This window comes from Pseudidiomarina tainanensis (assembly GCF_900115255.1).
In the GTDB taxonomy this organism is placed as follows: domain Bacteria; phylum Pseudomonadota; class Gammaproteobacteria; order Enterobacterales; family Alteromonadaceae; genus Pseudidiomarina; species Pseudidiomarina tainanensis.
The window spans coordinates 147,388-161,292 of the sequence record NZ_FOYU01000004.1 but is presented as its reverse complement, the minus strand read 5'-3'; the positions used below and the strand labels follow the sequence as shown (position 1 = coordinate 161,292).

Sequence of the window (13,905 nt, the reverse complement as noted above, 5' to 3'; positions counted from 1 at the left end):
CTGTTTTTCCGTGATAACTTGTCGGTGAAAAAATGAAATTTGAATTATTAAAAACCTCGGGCAAAGCGCGCCGTGGTCGTATGGTTTTTGAGCGTGGTGTGGTTGAAACGCCAGCGTTTATGCCAGTTGGAACCGCCGGTACCGTCAAAGGTATGACGCCAGAAGAAGTGGCAGCAACCGGCGCTCAAATCTGTTTAGGCAACACCTTCCACTTAATGCTGCGCCCAGGCACCTCGATTATTAAGCAGCATGGTGATTTGCATGATTTTATGAATTGGGACAAACCTATTTTGACCGATTCAGGTGGCTTTCAGGTATTTAGCCTCGGCGAACTTCGTAAAATCACGGAAGAGGGAGCAACTTTCCGCTCACCGATTAATGGCGAAAAAATTTTACTAACGCCAGAAAAATCAATGGAAGTGCAGCGTGATCTTGGCTCTGACATTGTCATGATTTTTGACGAGTGCACACCTTATCCCGCGACCCAAGCTGAAGCACGCTCTTCAATGGAGCTATCGTTACGCTGGGCTGAGCGCTCAAAAGCTGCTCATGGTGATAATCCATCGGCGCTGTTTGGAATCATTCAAGGTGGCATGTACGAAGAGTTACGAACCATCTCTCTCGAAGGTCTGACTAATATCGGTTTTGATGGTTATGCTATCGGTGGCTTGTCAGTTGGTGAACCAAAAGAAGACATGATGCGCATTTTGGATCATATCGCGCCAGAGATGCCGGTTGATAAGCCACGCTATTTAATGGGCGTTGGAAAACCTGAAGATTTGGTGGAAGCGGTGCGTCGCGGTGTGGACATGTTTGACTGCGTCATGCCTACCCGAAATGCCCGTAACGGCCATCTGTTTGTCAGTAATGGCGTGGTTAAAATTCGTAATGCCGTGCATCGTACTGATACTGGGCCATTGGACCCTGAGTGCGATTGTTACACCTGTAAAAACTACTCGCGTGCGTATTTACATCACTTGGACCGCTCAAACGAAATGCTTGGTGGACGTTTAAATACGATTCACAACCTGCATTTCTATCAAAAGGTTATGCAAGATTTACGTGATGCCATTGAAGCCGATCGGCTAGATGATCATGTTGCTGAGTTTTATGCGAAACGCGGCATGGAAGTACCCGCGCTTAAATAGCGCGGGCAATATCGATAACATATGGCTTGATGCCGGCGAAGAAAAACTCGACGGCAATCAACATCACAATTAAGCCCATCAAGCGCATCAATATTTTACTTCCGCTACGACCAAGCCTTGCCATTAACTGACGCCCAGTTGCCAATACAAACGCAGTTAAAATACACACAGCAATAATTGCAGCGAATAAGCTGATGGTATTTGAAGTTGCAGGACTTTCCTGAATAAACAAGATAACCATAGTGATGGCACCTGGACCAGCAACCATCGGGATACCGATAGGTGTCACTGCGACGTCAGAGCCAAAATCGCTTTCAGTTTCACCATCAACGCGTTTTGGTACGGTGCGACCACGGAGCATTTCGAAACCCATCACAAAGAATAAAATACCGCCCGCAACGCGTAGACCGTTCACAGATATATTAAAAAAGCTAAAGATCGCCTCACCAACGAGTGCGAATACACACAGTGCAATACAAGCCGTAATTGCCGCACGCATCGCAACCCAACGCGCAGCTTTTGGTGCCATGGCTTCGGTTAACGCAATGTAGATTGGAACCGCTGCAATAGGGTTAATCATGGTGAACAGCGAAGTGAACTGAAATAAAAAGGTATCCAACATGACAAGCTCCGAGCAAAGTGTAAGGACACAATATAAGTGCACATAGTGTACAAACTAATGAGCAGAACTGCATGATTTTTAAATTATTTTAGAAAATACTTAAGTACAACGTCAGTTTTCGTCGCATAGTTGTGCGAAAATTAAATCGAACTGACCCGTTAAGGTGGTTCATAACGCTATTGGAAGTGCTGCCGCACCCCAATGTGAGCCTGTTCAGCCTGTCTCATAGCGGCGGTGCTTCCACCTCTCAATACATTCCGATTTAAATTGATCTTGGGCTTTACATCAGGATCTGAACTCGCTACAATTCAGCACCAAATTTAATCGTGGTGGTTATTTATTAACCAGTTTTACAAATCCACAGTTGATTCAACCAATTCAACAACAGAATTTTCATTGAGGTGAGATTTTAATGCCAGTTGTTAAAGTAAAAGAAAACGAGCCGTTTGACGTAGCTTTGCGTCGCTTTAAGCGCTCTTGCGAGAAAGCAGGTGTATTATCAGAAGTTCGTCGTCGTGAATTCTACGAGAAGCCAACTTCTGAGCGTAAGCGCAAAAAAGCAGCTGCGGTTAAGCGTCACGCGAAAAAATTGTCGCGTGAAAATGCACGTCGCACTCGTCTGTACTAAGTAACTGGTGTGTCACTGGTAACGTAGCGATAACGCCACTTGCGTTTCACTACAGCACAGACCTCGAAGAGCCGGAATGAGTTTGACTCAGTCCGGCTTTTTCATATCTGGGTTGCACCAATTCCAACAGCGAGTACAATTCTAGCTTCGCAATTTCACCATCACGCAACACAGGCAGACCATGGCAGGTTTAATTCCAAAGAGCTTTATTCACGATCTCATTGAACGTGCTGATGTTGTAGAGATTGTCGATAGCCGAGTTCCGCTGAAAAAGGCTGGTCGTAACTACCAAGCCTGCTGCCCATTTCATAATGAAAAGTCACCAAGTTTTACGGTGGCGCCTGACAAGCAGTTTTATCATTGCTTCGGTTGCGGTGAGCATGGCAATGCGCTTGATTTTTTAATGAAATTCGATGGGCTTGAGTTTCCTGAAGCCGTTGAAGAACTCGCGCATATGCTTGGGCTTGAAGTACCGAGAGAAACGTCAAGTAATCCTGTCGCTGATGCCCGTAAGCGGGCACAAGAATCAAGTGACTATGAACAAATGGAGCGGGCCTCGAAGTTTTTTGCTCATCAACTCCGCCACCATACTAACTCAAGCCGTGTCATCGAATACCTCAAAGGGCGCGGACTCAGCGGCGATATCGTCAAGCAATTTCAAATTGGCTATGCGCCAGATGGCTGGGATGGTTTACTCAGTGCGTTAGGATCAGATCAACGATCAAAACAGCAATTAGTTGATCTGAAGCTAGTTAATCAGAATGATCAGGGTCGCCTTTATGACTTCTTCCGCGACCGCGTGATGTTTCCGATTCGCGATAGACGTGGCCGTGTTGTCGGTTTTGGTGGACGTATACTCGAGGGCGATGGCCCGAAGTATTTAAACTCGCCGGAAACCAGAATTTTTCATAAAGGCCGTGAGCTTTATGGTTTCTATGAAGCTCGGCAGGCCAATCGCGAGCTGGAACAGGTCGTTATCGTTGAGGGCTACATGGACGTGGTCGCATTAGCACAAGCTGGCATCAGCTTTGCTGTCGCATCGCTTGGCACTGCAACCACGACCGAACAATTACAGATGCTGTTTCGCGCCACACGTAAAGTCGTGTGTTGTTACGATGGCGATCGCGCCGGCAGAGACGCCGCCTGGCGAGCCTTAGAAAATGCCTTGCCACTGCTTAATGACGGCATTGAGTTGAGCTTCTTGTTTCTTCCCGACGGCGAAGATCCAGATACCTTGGTACGCAAAGAGGGTGCTGACGAATTCGCCCGCCGTTTGCAGCAAGCGCAAAGTTTCACCGATTATTTTTTCGCACATTTAACCGAAACCATTGATGTTCAATCGGATGCTGGAAAGTCATTACTGCTGAAGCAAGCCAAACCGCTCATTGAACGGATTGCCAGTGACTTCTATCGTGAAACTTTGATGGAACGCTTAGCACGGTTGCTGCGCCGTGAAACCTCGCAACTCGAAGCACAAATTAAAGCCCCAGAACGCGCGAAGCCCGAGCGTTCGACGCTCAAAATGACACCGATGCGCCGAGCCATTGGGTTATTAGTTCAACATCCCGAAATTGGCCGCGAGATTCCGCTACATGCAGAGTTAAAAGCATTGAAGCAACCCGGTATCGATTTGTTGTTGAAGCTGCATGAGCAGACGCATGCACAATCGTTAACCTCAGCTCAAATATTAGAGTTATGGCGAGGAGAGCCGGAAGAGAAGGCTCTGCGTCAATTGGCGCTTTGGGAGCATCATCTTGATGCCGAAAAAGCAGTCCACGAATTCTTCGATATCTTCGCTTACTTCATTGATTTGTTTGTTGAACAACGAGCCAATGAACTGCTCGAAAAGGAACGTACTGCGCCATTGAGCAAATCGGAAAAGCAAGAATATCTCACCTTGTTGCAATATCTGAAAGATCGTGAAAAGCGCTAATAGCCGTTAGAAATTGCCACAAATTAGTAGTTTCCGCTATCGCGTAAACTCATCAAATCGTTAAAAACCCAATCAAAACAACGCAGTAGAATTATGGCATTAGTCTTGCATAACCTCTTGTGTACAAAACATAAATCAAATTCGAATAACAATTAGGAGTAAAACATGAAGTTCCCAAAATTAGCCATGATCGGTGCTGTTGTTATCTTGTCTGCTGGATTACAAGGTTGTGTGATTGCCGTCAACGGCGACGGCGAAAATTACAGCACGAGTGATAGCGTCAGCAAAAAAGAAGCCAGCAATCGCGCTGCAATCGCATCATTCACTGACGGCATGACCGTTGAAACCGTGCAAAATGAATTGGGCACGCCTGAATTTTCAGATTTGTGGACCGTCGATAACGTACGTTATCGCGTACTTTATTATCGCACTCAGCGCGTTCACGCCGATGGTAATACGACCCGTGATGAATGTACGCCGGTTGTCTTTGCAAATGGCAATTTAATTGGCACAGGCGAATTCGCGTTGTCACGGATTCCTCAGAATAACTGATTAAATTCTGGCTGAAAACGACAGTATCTGCTACAATTTCCGGTCTTGAATTTTATACCTCACGCACTCATCTAATTAGAGTACATATTCGTACCTATTTGAGTCGCCGTAAGTTTAAGACCGGTTACATTTCTCATTAATAACAGGTGGTAGATCTGTATGCAGCAGAGTCGTCAATCACAGCTCAGGCTTCTTATTGCCAAAGGTAAGGAGCAAGGTTATCTCACTTTTTCTGAAGTGAACGATCACCTACCTTCTGAGATCGTTGATTCGGATCAAATCGAAGACATCATCGGCATGATCAATGACATGGGTATTCAGGTGTTTGAAAACGCACCCGATGCCGATGAATTGATGATGAGCGAAGATACCGCTGATGAAGACGCAGCTGAAGCCGCCGCGCAAGCATTAGCAAGCGTAGATGGTGAGTTGGGTCGCACCACAGACCCTGTGCGCATGTACATGCGTGAAATGGGCACAGTTGAATTGTTAACTCGTGAAGGCGAGATCGACATCGCAAAACGCATTGAAGATGGTATTAACCAAGTTCAATGTTCGGTTGCGGAATATCCTGAAGCCATCAACTTCTTACTGGATCAGTGGGATTCATGTGAAGCCGAAGAAATGCGTTTAACCGACATCATTTCTGGTTTCATTGACCCGAATGAAGTTGATGAAGCGCCTGTTGTGGCAACTCACATTGGTTCTGAACTCAGCGACGATCAACTCGATGATGAAGATGACGACGCTGATGATGACGACGATGATAGTGATGATGACAGCTCAGATAGCGGCATCGATCCTGAATTTGCGCGTCAAAAGTTTGGAGAACTCCGTGACCAATACGAGAAAACGCGTGCTGCGATAAGCAAGCATGGTCGTGACAACGCCAAAGCGCGTAAAGAAATCGAAGCGTTGAGCGAACTCTTCAAGCAATTCCGTCTAGTACCGAAGCAGTTTGATCGCTTAGTGAAAGACATGCGCGACATGATGCATCGTGTACGTGTGCAAGAACGTCTGATCATGAAGATGTGTGTTGAGCAGGCTGGTATGCCGAAGCGCGCATTCATGAAAGCGTTCGCTGGTAACGAAAACAGCACCGCTTGGTTAGCGAAAGCCATTGACGATGGTGAAGCGTACTCTGAGTCATTATCAACGCTTCAGGTTGAGTTAGAGCGCTGTATCCACAAGCTCGCCGAAGTGGAAGTGGAAACTGGCCTAACCATCGCTAAAGTGAAAGATATCAACCGTCGTATGTCGATTGGTGAAGCGAAAGCTCGCCGTGCGAAAAAAGAGATGGTTGAAGCGAACTTGCGTTTGGTTATCTCCATCGCGAAAAAATATACCAACCGTGGTTTACAGTTCTTGGATTTAATTCAAGAAGGTAACATTGGTTTGATGAAAGCCGTGGACAAGTTCGAATACCGTCGTGGTTATAAGTTCTCAACTTATGCAACTTGGTGGATTCGTCAGGCGATTACGCGTTCAATTGCTGACCAGGCTCGTACCATTCGTATTCCGGTTCACATGATCGAAACGATCAACAAGTTGAACCGTATTTCGCGTCAAATGCTTCAGGAAATGGGTCGTGAACCGACACCAGAAGAGTTGGCCGAGCGTATGGTGATGCCGGAAGACAAGATCCGTAAGGTTCTAAAAATTGCGAAAGAACCGATTTCAATGGAGACACCAATTGGTGACGATGAAGATTCGCATCTTGGCGACTTCATTGAGGACACCACATTGGATCTACCGGTGGACTCAGCAACGTCTGAAAGCCTACGCAACGCAGTTCGCGAAGTGTTAGGTGGCTTGACCCAGCGTGAAGCGAAAGTACTGCGTATGCGCTTTGGTATCGATATGAATACCGACCATACATTGGAAGAAGTTGGTAAACAGTTCGACGTAACCCGTGAACGGATTCGTCAGATTGAAGCCAAGGCTTTGCGTAAGCTGCGTCATCCAAGTCGTTCTGAGCAGTTGAAATCGTTCTTGGACGAATAAGCTCAGATTTAATCTGAACGAATTCACGTAAAAAACGTCTTAAGAAGCTCTAGCCCTTGTGGTTAGGGCTTTTTTATTTTTAGCGCGAAATTTGTTAAAATGCCGGCTAACTTCGCTGAAAAGGATGAAATATGATCGCAGTTGATCAGAACAACACCGAATTCCAGCAACCGCGTCGAATTATCGATGCGCACTTTCATATCTATAACGATTCATTTCCGTTAATAGAGAACCAAGGCTTCTTGCCGGCACCATTTTCCATTGAAGATTATCGCCATCGCACCAAGGATTTTAATATCCGTGGTGGGGTGATTGTGTCGGGCTCTGTGCAAGGGTTCGATCAGAGCTATTTAAAGTCTGCTCTAGCAGATATGGGCGACCAGTTTGTTGGCATCACCAACTTGCCGAGTAGCGTCTCCGATGAAGAAATTCTTAAATTACGAGATCATCGCATTCGCGGAATTCGCGTGAACTTAAAACGCCGAGTAGTTAGTGGTCTCGATAACTTAGTCGATTTCGGTCAGCGTATTTGGGACTTAGCTGGCTGGCATCTAGAAATTTACGTGGATAGCCGTGAGCTCGACGAGGTGATTCCGAAGTTACTGAAGCTTCCCAAAGTGTCGGTTGACCATTTAGGGATGGCGCGTTCTGGTTTATCACAAATTCAAAAGCTCGCTGAGAATGGTGTTCACATAAAAGCATCAGGCTTCGGACGTACCGAAGTGGATGTCGGCAAAGCTGTGAAAGCCATTTACGCCATCAATCCAGAAAGCTTGATGTTTGGCACGGACTTACCATCAACACGAGCTGAGCGTCCGTTCAATGTGCGTGATATTGAAACCGTGTGCGAAGCGCTTGGCGACGACAAAGCCATTGATAAAGTGTTCGCCGGCAACGCCGCGGATTTCTATCATATAAACCTTTAAAAAACCCCAATCGGGGTCATGACAAGCGGGTCGAAATTTCATATACTTGCGCCCGCTTTGTTATTCCCACGGGAATAACGTCCTACCTGTAATGGCCCCTTAGCTCAGTGGTTAGAGCAGCCGACTCATAATCGGTTGGTCCCCAGTTCAAATCTGGGAGGGGCCACCATTTATCATCCCACGTGGTTTTGTAATTCTTATTTGTGGTAATCTGCGGATATCAACCAGATAGGAAGTAACAACGTGAAACCATTAAATAACTACTTAGTTTGCTTATCTCTTTTCACCGCATTGCTGTTGCCAGCCACTACTCAGGCGCAAGACGCAGAAGCCAAGCAGGAAACAGCGGAACAATCAGTTCCAGAGCCAACCAATTTCCGTTCAGAGCACAAAGGCACGTTTAACGGTACTCGGCTCACGTACACCGTAGATGCTGGCGAAACCTACATTCGTAACAACGATGGTGACCCAACAGCCGCAATTTTCTCATTCGATTATGTAGTCGATAGTAAACAAAACCGCCCAGTCACGTTTATCTGGAATGGCGGCCCAGGCTCATCTTCGAATTGGTTGCACATGGGCGGTTATGGTCCAAAGCGTATCGTGGTGCCGAGCGATGCCGAGAATCCAGGTGCGGCGCCATACACCTTGAAAGATGCCCCTGAAACCATTTTAGATGTTACCGACATGGTCTTTGTTGACCCAGTCGGCACAGGGTTTTCACGCGCTATTGGTAAAGGCAAGAAAGAGGATTTTTGGGGATTAACCGAAGATGCAAACTCAATGGCGGCGTTTATTGCCGAGTGGTTAACAGAGAATAACCGCTGGAATTCGCCGGTATTTTTACTCGGCGAAAGCTTTGGTACAACGCGAGCTGCTGCGGTTGCTAAAGTATTACTCGATGATTACGTGATTAATGTAAACGGTATTGTGTTCGTTTCACAGGCACTCGATTATCAAGGCTCAACGCCGTATGTCGATGACAATATCATTTCTTACATCACCTACGTGCCAACCATGGCGGCTACCGCTTGGTATCACGGTAAAGTTGATAATTCGGGTGATTTTGAAACCTTTATTCAGCAAAGTCGTGATTTTGCATCACAAGAACTGTTACCAGCACTCTTTCAAGGTAACTTACTTAGTGCAGAAAAGCGCGCGCGTTTAGTGAGCCAACTTCAACGTTTCACGGGTTTGAGTAAAGAGTACATTGAGCAAGTGGATCTGCGCATTAATGCGTTTCGCTTTGCGAAGGAATTACGCCGTGACGATGGTGTTGCGGTAGGTTTACTCGACAGCCGTTATATCAACGATGAACGCGATGATGTGGCAGCTCGCCCAGAAGCTGACGCAGCACGATCGATTTCGCCGGCTTATAAAGCTTCACTCATGCATTACATGCGTAACGATTTAGGCATCAATTGGAACCGGAAATACCTGAATCCATCTGATCCTGAATTATCTGGTAAATGGCGTTGGAGTCCGTTGCCGGAAGGGCGCTCGTGGGAACCGCATTATGTGAACACCGCACCAGATTTAGCATCCGTGCTGCGCAGTAATCCGGCATTAAAAGTCATGGTTGGCTCTGGCTATTATGATCTCATCACGCCATTTTTTGATGCGGAATACACCTTGAATCGTCATGGCATCGCAAAAGATGACATCATCTATCGTTATTATCACGGTGGTCACATGATGTACGTACATGAACCAGCACGCCAAGCATTACTTAAAGATACGCGAGAGTTTATTCGCTCGCAGCTTGGTAAATAAGCTAAAGCGCAAATGTAACTGTGGAAACAATTGCTTACGATGCCAACCTGTTGTTCTAGTGGTGTAACTGCTAAATTTGAGCTCTCGATTAAGCTGTTGAGAGAGCTCAAATGTTTTCTTCTTTAAATAAATCTTTCGTTGTCTTAGGTATCCTCGCTACCCTAGGCACAATCCCAAATGCTCAGGCCGACGCGACTCAGAATGTGACGATTTGCCAACAAGGTGATTGCGGGCGTGATATCGCTGAGCTGGAGCGTTTTGCGCGTAAGGGTAGTGGCGATGCAGCAGCCGTGGTAGCGATGGCGTACGCCAGTGGCGACGGTGTCAAACAAGATCTCGAGAAAGCAAAAGACTTCATTGAACAAGGCGCGCGCCGTCGTAATGCGATGGCAATGTTTGTGTTGTCAGATTGGCATAGCCGCGGCTTCGTGGTTGAACAAAATGATGCGCAAGCACAACAATGGTTGCAACGTTCAGTCGATCTCGGTTACGCCCCAGCGCAGTATCAGCGTGGTATGCAACTGCTCGCAACTTCCGATGCCAATAATCAACAAGAGGGCGTCAAGCTCATCCAAGCGGCGGCCGACACCAAATTGGTGAGTGCGATGTACGTGCTTGCTCGGCTTACCCAAACTGGAACGTTGGTTGAACAAGACCTAACCGCTGCTGGCGCACTGTATGCCAAACTGGCGCGCACTGGGCATGCCGATGCACAAAAGCAGTTACGTTTAATCAATCAGCAACTCGCGCAAGCTGGTATGGATAACACTGAAGAGGCGAAACGTTTGCAAGCTGCAGAAGCGGGCATGGAACGCATCACGGTTACCGCCGATGCAAGCCATTATCGTACCCAACTTGGTCGCTTAATTGACCAAATTGATGCTTCGGGCAACTTTGATAACCGCTCAATTGGTTCACGTATTCAAGGCGTTGGTTGCGCTGACACCGGCAGTGTTTGTGCCGTGAATAAACCTGAAAAAGGTCAGGGCAGTTTGAGGGATGTGCTCTCAGGTGGGCAAGGTAACTAATGTATCAAGCGGTATCCGTTGGTGAATTCCCGTACGGATACCGCTTATAACTTTCTAGCTTTGTGCTTTTGCAGCGCGAGCAGCATGGAGTTTTTTGTAGCTTTCAATTAACCGCAGGTGGCGATCAAGCCCCTCTAATTGCATATTGGTTGGCGTTAAACCAGGGAAGCGAACCGAGCCTTCGACCGCACCCACTACGTCAGCCATTGTTTGGTCACCGAACATGCGCTTGAAGTTTGGTAAGTAGTCTGCCAACACCATTTCATCGTCTAACGCAATTTCGAGCACTGCACTTACCGCGCGATAGAATAAGGTACGGGCAACCGTGTTGTCGTTATATTGCAAGAACGCTTCAACTAAATCATAAGCATCTTCATGCCGTCCCAGCGCTAAGTAAATCAGTATTTTAAGCTCCAGAATCGTTAATTGACCCCATACGGTATTCTCATCGAACTCAATGCCAATCAGCGTGATGATATCAATATAGTTGTCCAACTGACTGTCTTCTAAACGCTCAACCAAATCTTCAAGCTGTTCGTCCGTAAGACGGTGCAAATTAAGAATATCTTCGCGATAATCGAGAGCTTTGTTGGTGTTATCCCAAACTAGATCCTCAATCGGATAGACTTCAGAATAGCCGGGCACTAGGATGCGGCAAACCGGCGCACCAAGTTCGGAATAAACCGCCATGTAAGCTTCAAGTTCCATACCTTCAAGAATACCGAATAGATTTTCGGCCTCTTCTTGGTTGGTGCCTGAGAAGTCCCACTCACAGAATTCATAGTCACTTCGTGCACTGAAGAAACGCCACGACACCACACCAGAGGAGTCAATGAAGTGCTCAACAAAGTTATTCGGTTCAGTCACCGCCATGCTATTAAAGGTTGGTGGTAAGAAGTCATTTAAGCCTTCGAAGCTGCGACCTTGCATGAGCTCGGTGAGACTGCGCTCAAGTGCCACATGAAAGCTTGGATGCGCACCAAACGAAGCGAACACACCACCAGTACGCGGGTTCATTAACGTCACGCAAGCGACAGGGAAACGACCACTTAACGAAGCGTCTTTGACTAAAATTGGATAGCCTTGCGCTTCGAGCGCCTGAATTCCTTCAACGATATCTGGGTATTTTGCTAACACGTCAGCCGGCACATCCGGCAACGCAATTTCATGTTCAATAATTTGCTTTTTAACAGCGCGCTCGAAAATCTCCGAAAGACACTGTACTTGTGCCTCAGGCAGCGTATTACCGGCACTCATACCGTTACTTAGATACAAGTTTTCAATCAGGTTCGACGGGAAGTAAATGGTCTCACCATCGGAGTGACGCTGAAACGGCAGTGCGCAAATTCCGCGGTCAATACGCCCTGAATTGGTGTCGATTAAGTGCGAGCCTTGTAGCTCGTTGTCGGGGTTATAAATCGCCAAACAATAATCATCAAGCAGCCCGTCCGGAATCGCATCGTTCTCGGTTAACGGGAACCACTTTTCATTCGGATAATGAACAAAGTCAGCATGCGCAATTTCTTCTCCGAAATACTGGTCGTTATAGAAGAAATTGCAGTTGAGTCGCTCAATAAACTCACCGAGCGCAGAAGCTAATGCGGCTTCTTTGGTGGCGCCTTTGCCATTGGTAAAACACATCGGTGAGGCGGCATCGCGTACATGCAGAGACCACACATGCGGCACGATATTACGCCACGATGCAATTTCGATCTTCATGCCGAGGTCAGCAAGAATTTTCGTCATGTTGGCAATGGTTTGCTCAAGTGGAAGGTCTTTACCTTCGATATAAGTCAGCGAGCTACCTTCAGGTTGTCCCATCAATAAGGCTTGGGCGTCTTCATCGAGGTTCTCAACGACTTCAATTTGGAATTCAGGGCCGGTTTGCACTACTTTCTTAACGGTACACCGGTCGATTGAACGCAAAATCCCTTGGCGGTCTTTTTCAGAAATGTCTTCTGGTAATTCCACCTGAATCTTAAAAATCTGGTTGTAGCGGTTTTCAGGATCAACAATGTTGTTTTGCGATAAACGAATGTTATCCGTTGGGATATTGCGCGAAAGGCAATACACTTTGACGAAATAGGCCGCACACATCGCGGATGATGCTAGGAAATAATCGAATGGGCTGGGCGCTGAACCGTCGCCTTTATAGCGAATAGGTTGGTCGGTTATCACCGTGAAATCGTCAAACTTGGCTTCTAGACGCAAGTTATCCAAAAAGTTTACTTTTATTTCCATGAGCTCATTTATACCACGATTAAAAATTCAGCGGCTATTATCTCGTGTTTGAGTTAAATTGTCTTGGTGAATTCAAATTTTGGCGGGAGAAACGAGGGATGTTCGCGATGAAGACGACAAAATTAGCTGTCGGCATGATAACGTTGTGCGTCAGTCTAACTTTACTCGCGGGTTGCACGTATCGTGGTGCTTACCACGAAATGCAACGCGAGCAATTACGTGAATGTGTTGAAGAACAGGGGATTCCCTATCACGAATGTCTTGAGCGCACGAACAAATCATACGATGAGTACATGCGCGAACGACAAGAAGTGATCGACGATCACTAGCTGTTTTTAGACATTCCTAGCGCTTCGCGCATGCTGTTGGCAAACGCGACGAACTTTTCTTTCATCGTTTGTTTTACAGAGACTTCGACTGAACCAAGCACGCTATAACCAGTAATCGTTATTTGCGGTGCTTGACGACCTGCCATCGAAGGCGCTTTATTTTCTGATGAACCCACAATATCGTACATGCGAATCGTCACGTTGACGCTTTCAGGAACAAATATCTCTAAGCTACCCAACACATTAGCCACGTTTACTTCAATATTTTGATGTTGAAAAATAGCGTCGGTGAAATCAATTTTGGTGGACCCTAATACATCAACAACATTAATTTTCTTGGGAACAACCCACTGACCCTCACGTACGCTTGACCCCAAAATACTGACAAGCTTGTCGTCTTGCGATTCCTCTCCAGCACCATAATTCGGGGTAAACGAACGCTCTTTTTTGGCGTCGTAACTGGCATCTGCCTCTAATGGTAAGTCTTCAACGAGCTCCACCAATTGTTGATGAGAATCCGTTGCCATGGCGTCATCAAGACGGCGCTCAAACGCCTCTGCGGAAATTATAGCGTGGCTATAGTTAATAATGAGTTTATCGACGGTCTCTTCACGAACTTGCTCGATAGGACGGTCTTCAAGTTTTACTGGCATGATTGCTTCCTCGTTCTTAATTTAATCACTATAGCCAAAAATCATGCAATATCTAGGCCAATATGAAT

12 protein-coding genes and 1 tRNA gene are annotated in these 13,905 nt (G+C 46.6%); 10 read left to right on the top strand and 3 right to left on the bottom strand.

Going from position 1 to position 13,905, the window contains the following annotated elements:
* Positions 1–32: 32 nt before the first annotated feature.
* On the top strand, positions 33–1,148 hold the full coding sequence (gene tgt / locus BM292_RS10960) for a tRNA guanosine(34) transglycosylase Tgt (protein ID WP_092858512.1): 1,116 nt from the start codon (positions 33–35) through the stop codon (positions 1,146–1,148).
* On the opposite strand, the gene BM292_RS10955 is transcribed toward tgt, so the two are convergent.
* Positions 1,141–1,770 (bottom strand): MarC family protein, encoded by a 630-nt coding sequence (locus BM292_RS10955; protein ID WP_092858510.1) that lies wholly within the window; start codon positions 1,768–1,770, stop codon positions 1,141–1,143. The genes tgt and BM292_RS10955 overlap by 8 nt on opposite strands.
* Before the next feature lie 412 nt (positions 1,771–2,182).
* Between BM292_RS10955 and rpsU the strand changes: the two genes are divergently transcribed.
* The 8 genes from rpsU to BM292_RS10915 all read left to right on the top strand — a co-directional run bounded on the left by rpsU (position 2,183) and on the right by BM292_RS10915 (position 10,614).
* The gene (gene rpsU, locus BM292_RS10950) at positions 2,183–2,398 is read left to right on the top strand and encodes a 30S ribosomal protein S21 (RefSeq protein ID WP_034733010.1); all 216 of its coding nucleotides are present in this window, start codon (positions 2,183–2,185) and stop codon (positions 2,396–2,398) included.
* A gap of 181 nt (positions 2,399–2,579) precedes the next feature.
* A complete protein-coding gene (gene dnaG / locus BM292_RS10945; protein ID WP_092858508.1) occupies positions 2,580–4,331 on the top strand; it encodes a DNA primase in 1,752 nt (583 codons plus the stop codon).
* Positions 4,332–4,496: 165 nt separating this feature from the next.
* Positions 4,497–4,883: a DUF3192 domain-containing protein gene (locus BM292_RS10940; RefSeq protein ID WP_092858506.1), complete on the top strand. Its 387-nt coding sequence runs from the start codon at positions 4,497–4,499 to the stop codon at positions 4,881–4,883.
* Positions 4,884–5,042: 159 nt separating this feature from the next.
* Positions 5,043–6,887 (top strand): RNA polymerase sigma factor RpoD, encoded by a 1,845-nt coding sequence (gene rpoD / locus BM292_RS10935; protein ID WP_092858504.1) that lies wholly within the window; start codon positions 5,043–5,045, stop codon positions 6,885–6,887.
* 131 nt (positions 6,888–7,018) lie between these two features.
* On the top strand, positions 7,019–7,813 hold the full coding sequence (locus BM292_RS10930; protein ID WP_092858502.1) for an amidohydrolase family protein: 795 nt from the start codon (positions 7,019–7,021) through the stop codon (positions 7,811–7,813).
* Between the two features lie 93 nt (positions 7,814–7,906).
* Positions 7,907–7,982: transfer RNA gene (locus BM292_RS10925), tRNA-Ile, on the top strand.
* Positions 7,983–8,056: 74 nt separating this feature from the next.
* Positions 8,057–9,586 (top strand): S10 family peptidase, encoded by a 1,530-nt coding sequence (locus BM292_RS10920; protein ID WP_245751930.1) that lies wholly within the window; start codon positions 8,057–8,059, stop codon positions 9,584–9,586.
* Between the two features lie 110 nt (positions 9,587–9,696).
* A complete protein-coding gene (locus BM292_RS10915; protein WP_143434094.1) occupies positions 9,697–10,614 on the top strand; it encodes a tetratricopeptide repeat protein in 918 nt (305 codons plus the stop codon).
* A 54-nt stretch (positions 10,615–10,668) separates the two neighbouring features.
* On the opposite strand, the gene BM292_RS10910 is transcribed toward BM292_RS10915, so the two are convergent.
* Positions 10,669–12,855 carry an OsmC domain/YcaO domain-containing protein gene (locus tag BM292_RS10910; RefSeq protein ID WP_092858498.1) on the bottom strand — a complete coding sequence of 729 codons (2,187 nt, stop codon included), beginning with the start codon at positions 12,853–12,855 and terminating at the stop codon, positions 10,669–10,671.
* A 107-nt stretch (positions 12,856–12,962) separates the two neighbouring features.
* Here BM292_RS10910 and BM292_RS10905 point away from each other — a divergent pair, with 107 nt between their 5' ends.
* Positions 12,963–13,184 (top strand): hypothetical protein, encoded by a 222-nt coding sequence (locus tag BM292_RS10905; RefSeq protein ID WP_143434093.1) that lies wholly within the window; start codon positions 12,963–12,965, stop codon positions 13,182–13,184.
* Here the strand turns inward: BM292_RS10905 and BM292_RS10900 are convergent.
* Positions 13,181–13,837 (bottom strand): LiaF domain-containing protein, encoded by a 657-nt coding sequence (locus tag BM292_RS10900; RefSeq protein WP_092858494.1) that lies wholly within the window; start codon positions 13,835–13,837, stop codon positions 13,181–13,183. The two genes, BM292_RS10905 and BM292_RS10900, sit on opposite strands and share 4 nt — an antisense overlap.
* Between the last annotated feature and the right edge of the window lie 68 nt (positions 13,838–13,905).

Coding starts and splice junctions, on each gene's coding strand:
- BM292_RS10900 (WP_092858494.1), bottom strand. CDS start 13,837: ATGCCAGTAAAACTTGAAGACCGTCCTATCGAGCAAGTTCGTGAAGAG.
- tgt (WP_092858512.1), top strand. CDS start 33: ATGAAATTTGAATTATTAAAAACCTCGGGCAAAGCGCGCCGTGGTCGT.
- dnaG (WP_092858508.1), top strand. CDS start 2,580: ATGGCAGGTTTAATTCCAAAGAGCTTTATTCACGATCTCATTGAACGT.
- BM292_RS10905 (WP_143434093.1), top strand. CDS start 12,963: ATGAAGACGACAAAATTAGCTGTCGGCATGATAACGTTGTGCGTCAGT.
- BM292_RS10940 (WP_092858506.1), top strand. CDS start 4,497: ATGAAGTTCCCAAAATTAGCCATGATCGGTGCTGTTGTTATCTTGTCT.
- rpoD (WP_092858504.1), top strand. CDS start 5,043: ATGCAGCAGAGTCGTCAATCACAGCTCAGGCTTCTTATTGCCAAAGGT.
- BM292_RS10910 (WP_092858498.1), bottom strand. CDS start 12,855: ATGGAAATAAAAGTAAACTTTTTGGATAACTTGCGTCTAGAAGCCAAG.
- BM292_RS10930 (WP_092858502.1), top strand. CDS start 7,019: ATGATCGCAGTTGATCAGAACAACACCGAATTCCAGCAACCGCGTCGA.
- rpsU (WP_034733010.1), top strand. CDS start 2,183: ATGCCAGTTGTTAAAGTAAAAGAAAACGAGCCGTTTGACGTAGCTTTG.
- BM292_RS10955 (WP_092858510.1), bottom strand. CDS start 1,770: ATGTTGGATACCTTTTTATTTCAGTTCACTTCGCTGTTCACCATGATT.
- BM292_RS10915 (WP_143434094.1), top strand. CDS start 9,697: ATGTTTTCTTCTTTAAATAAATCTTTCGTTGTCTTAGGTATCCTCGCT.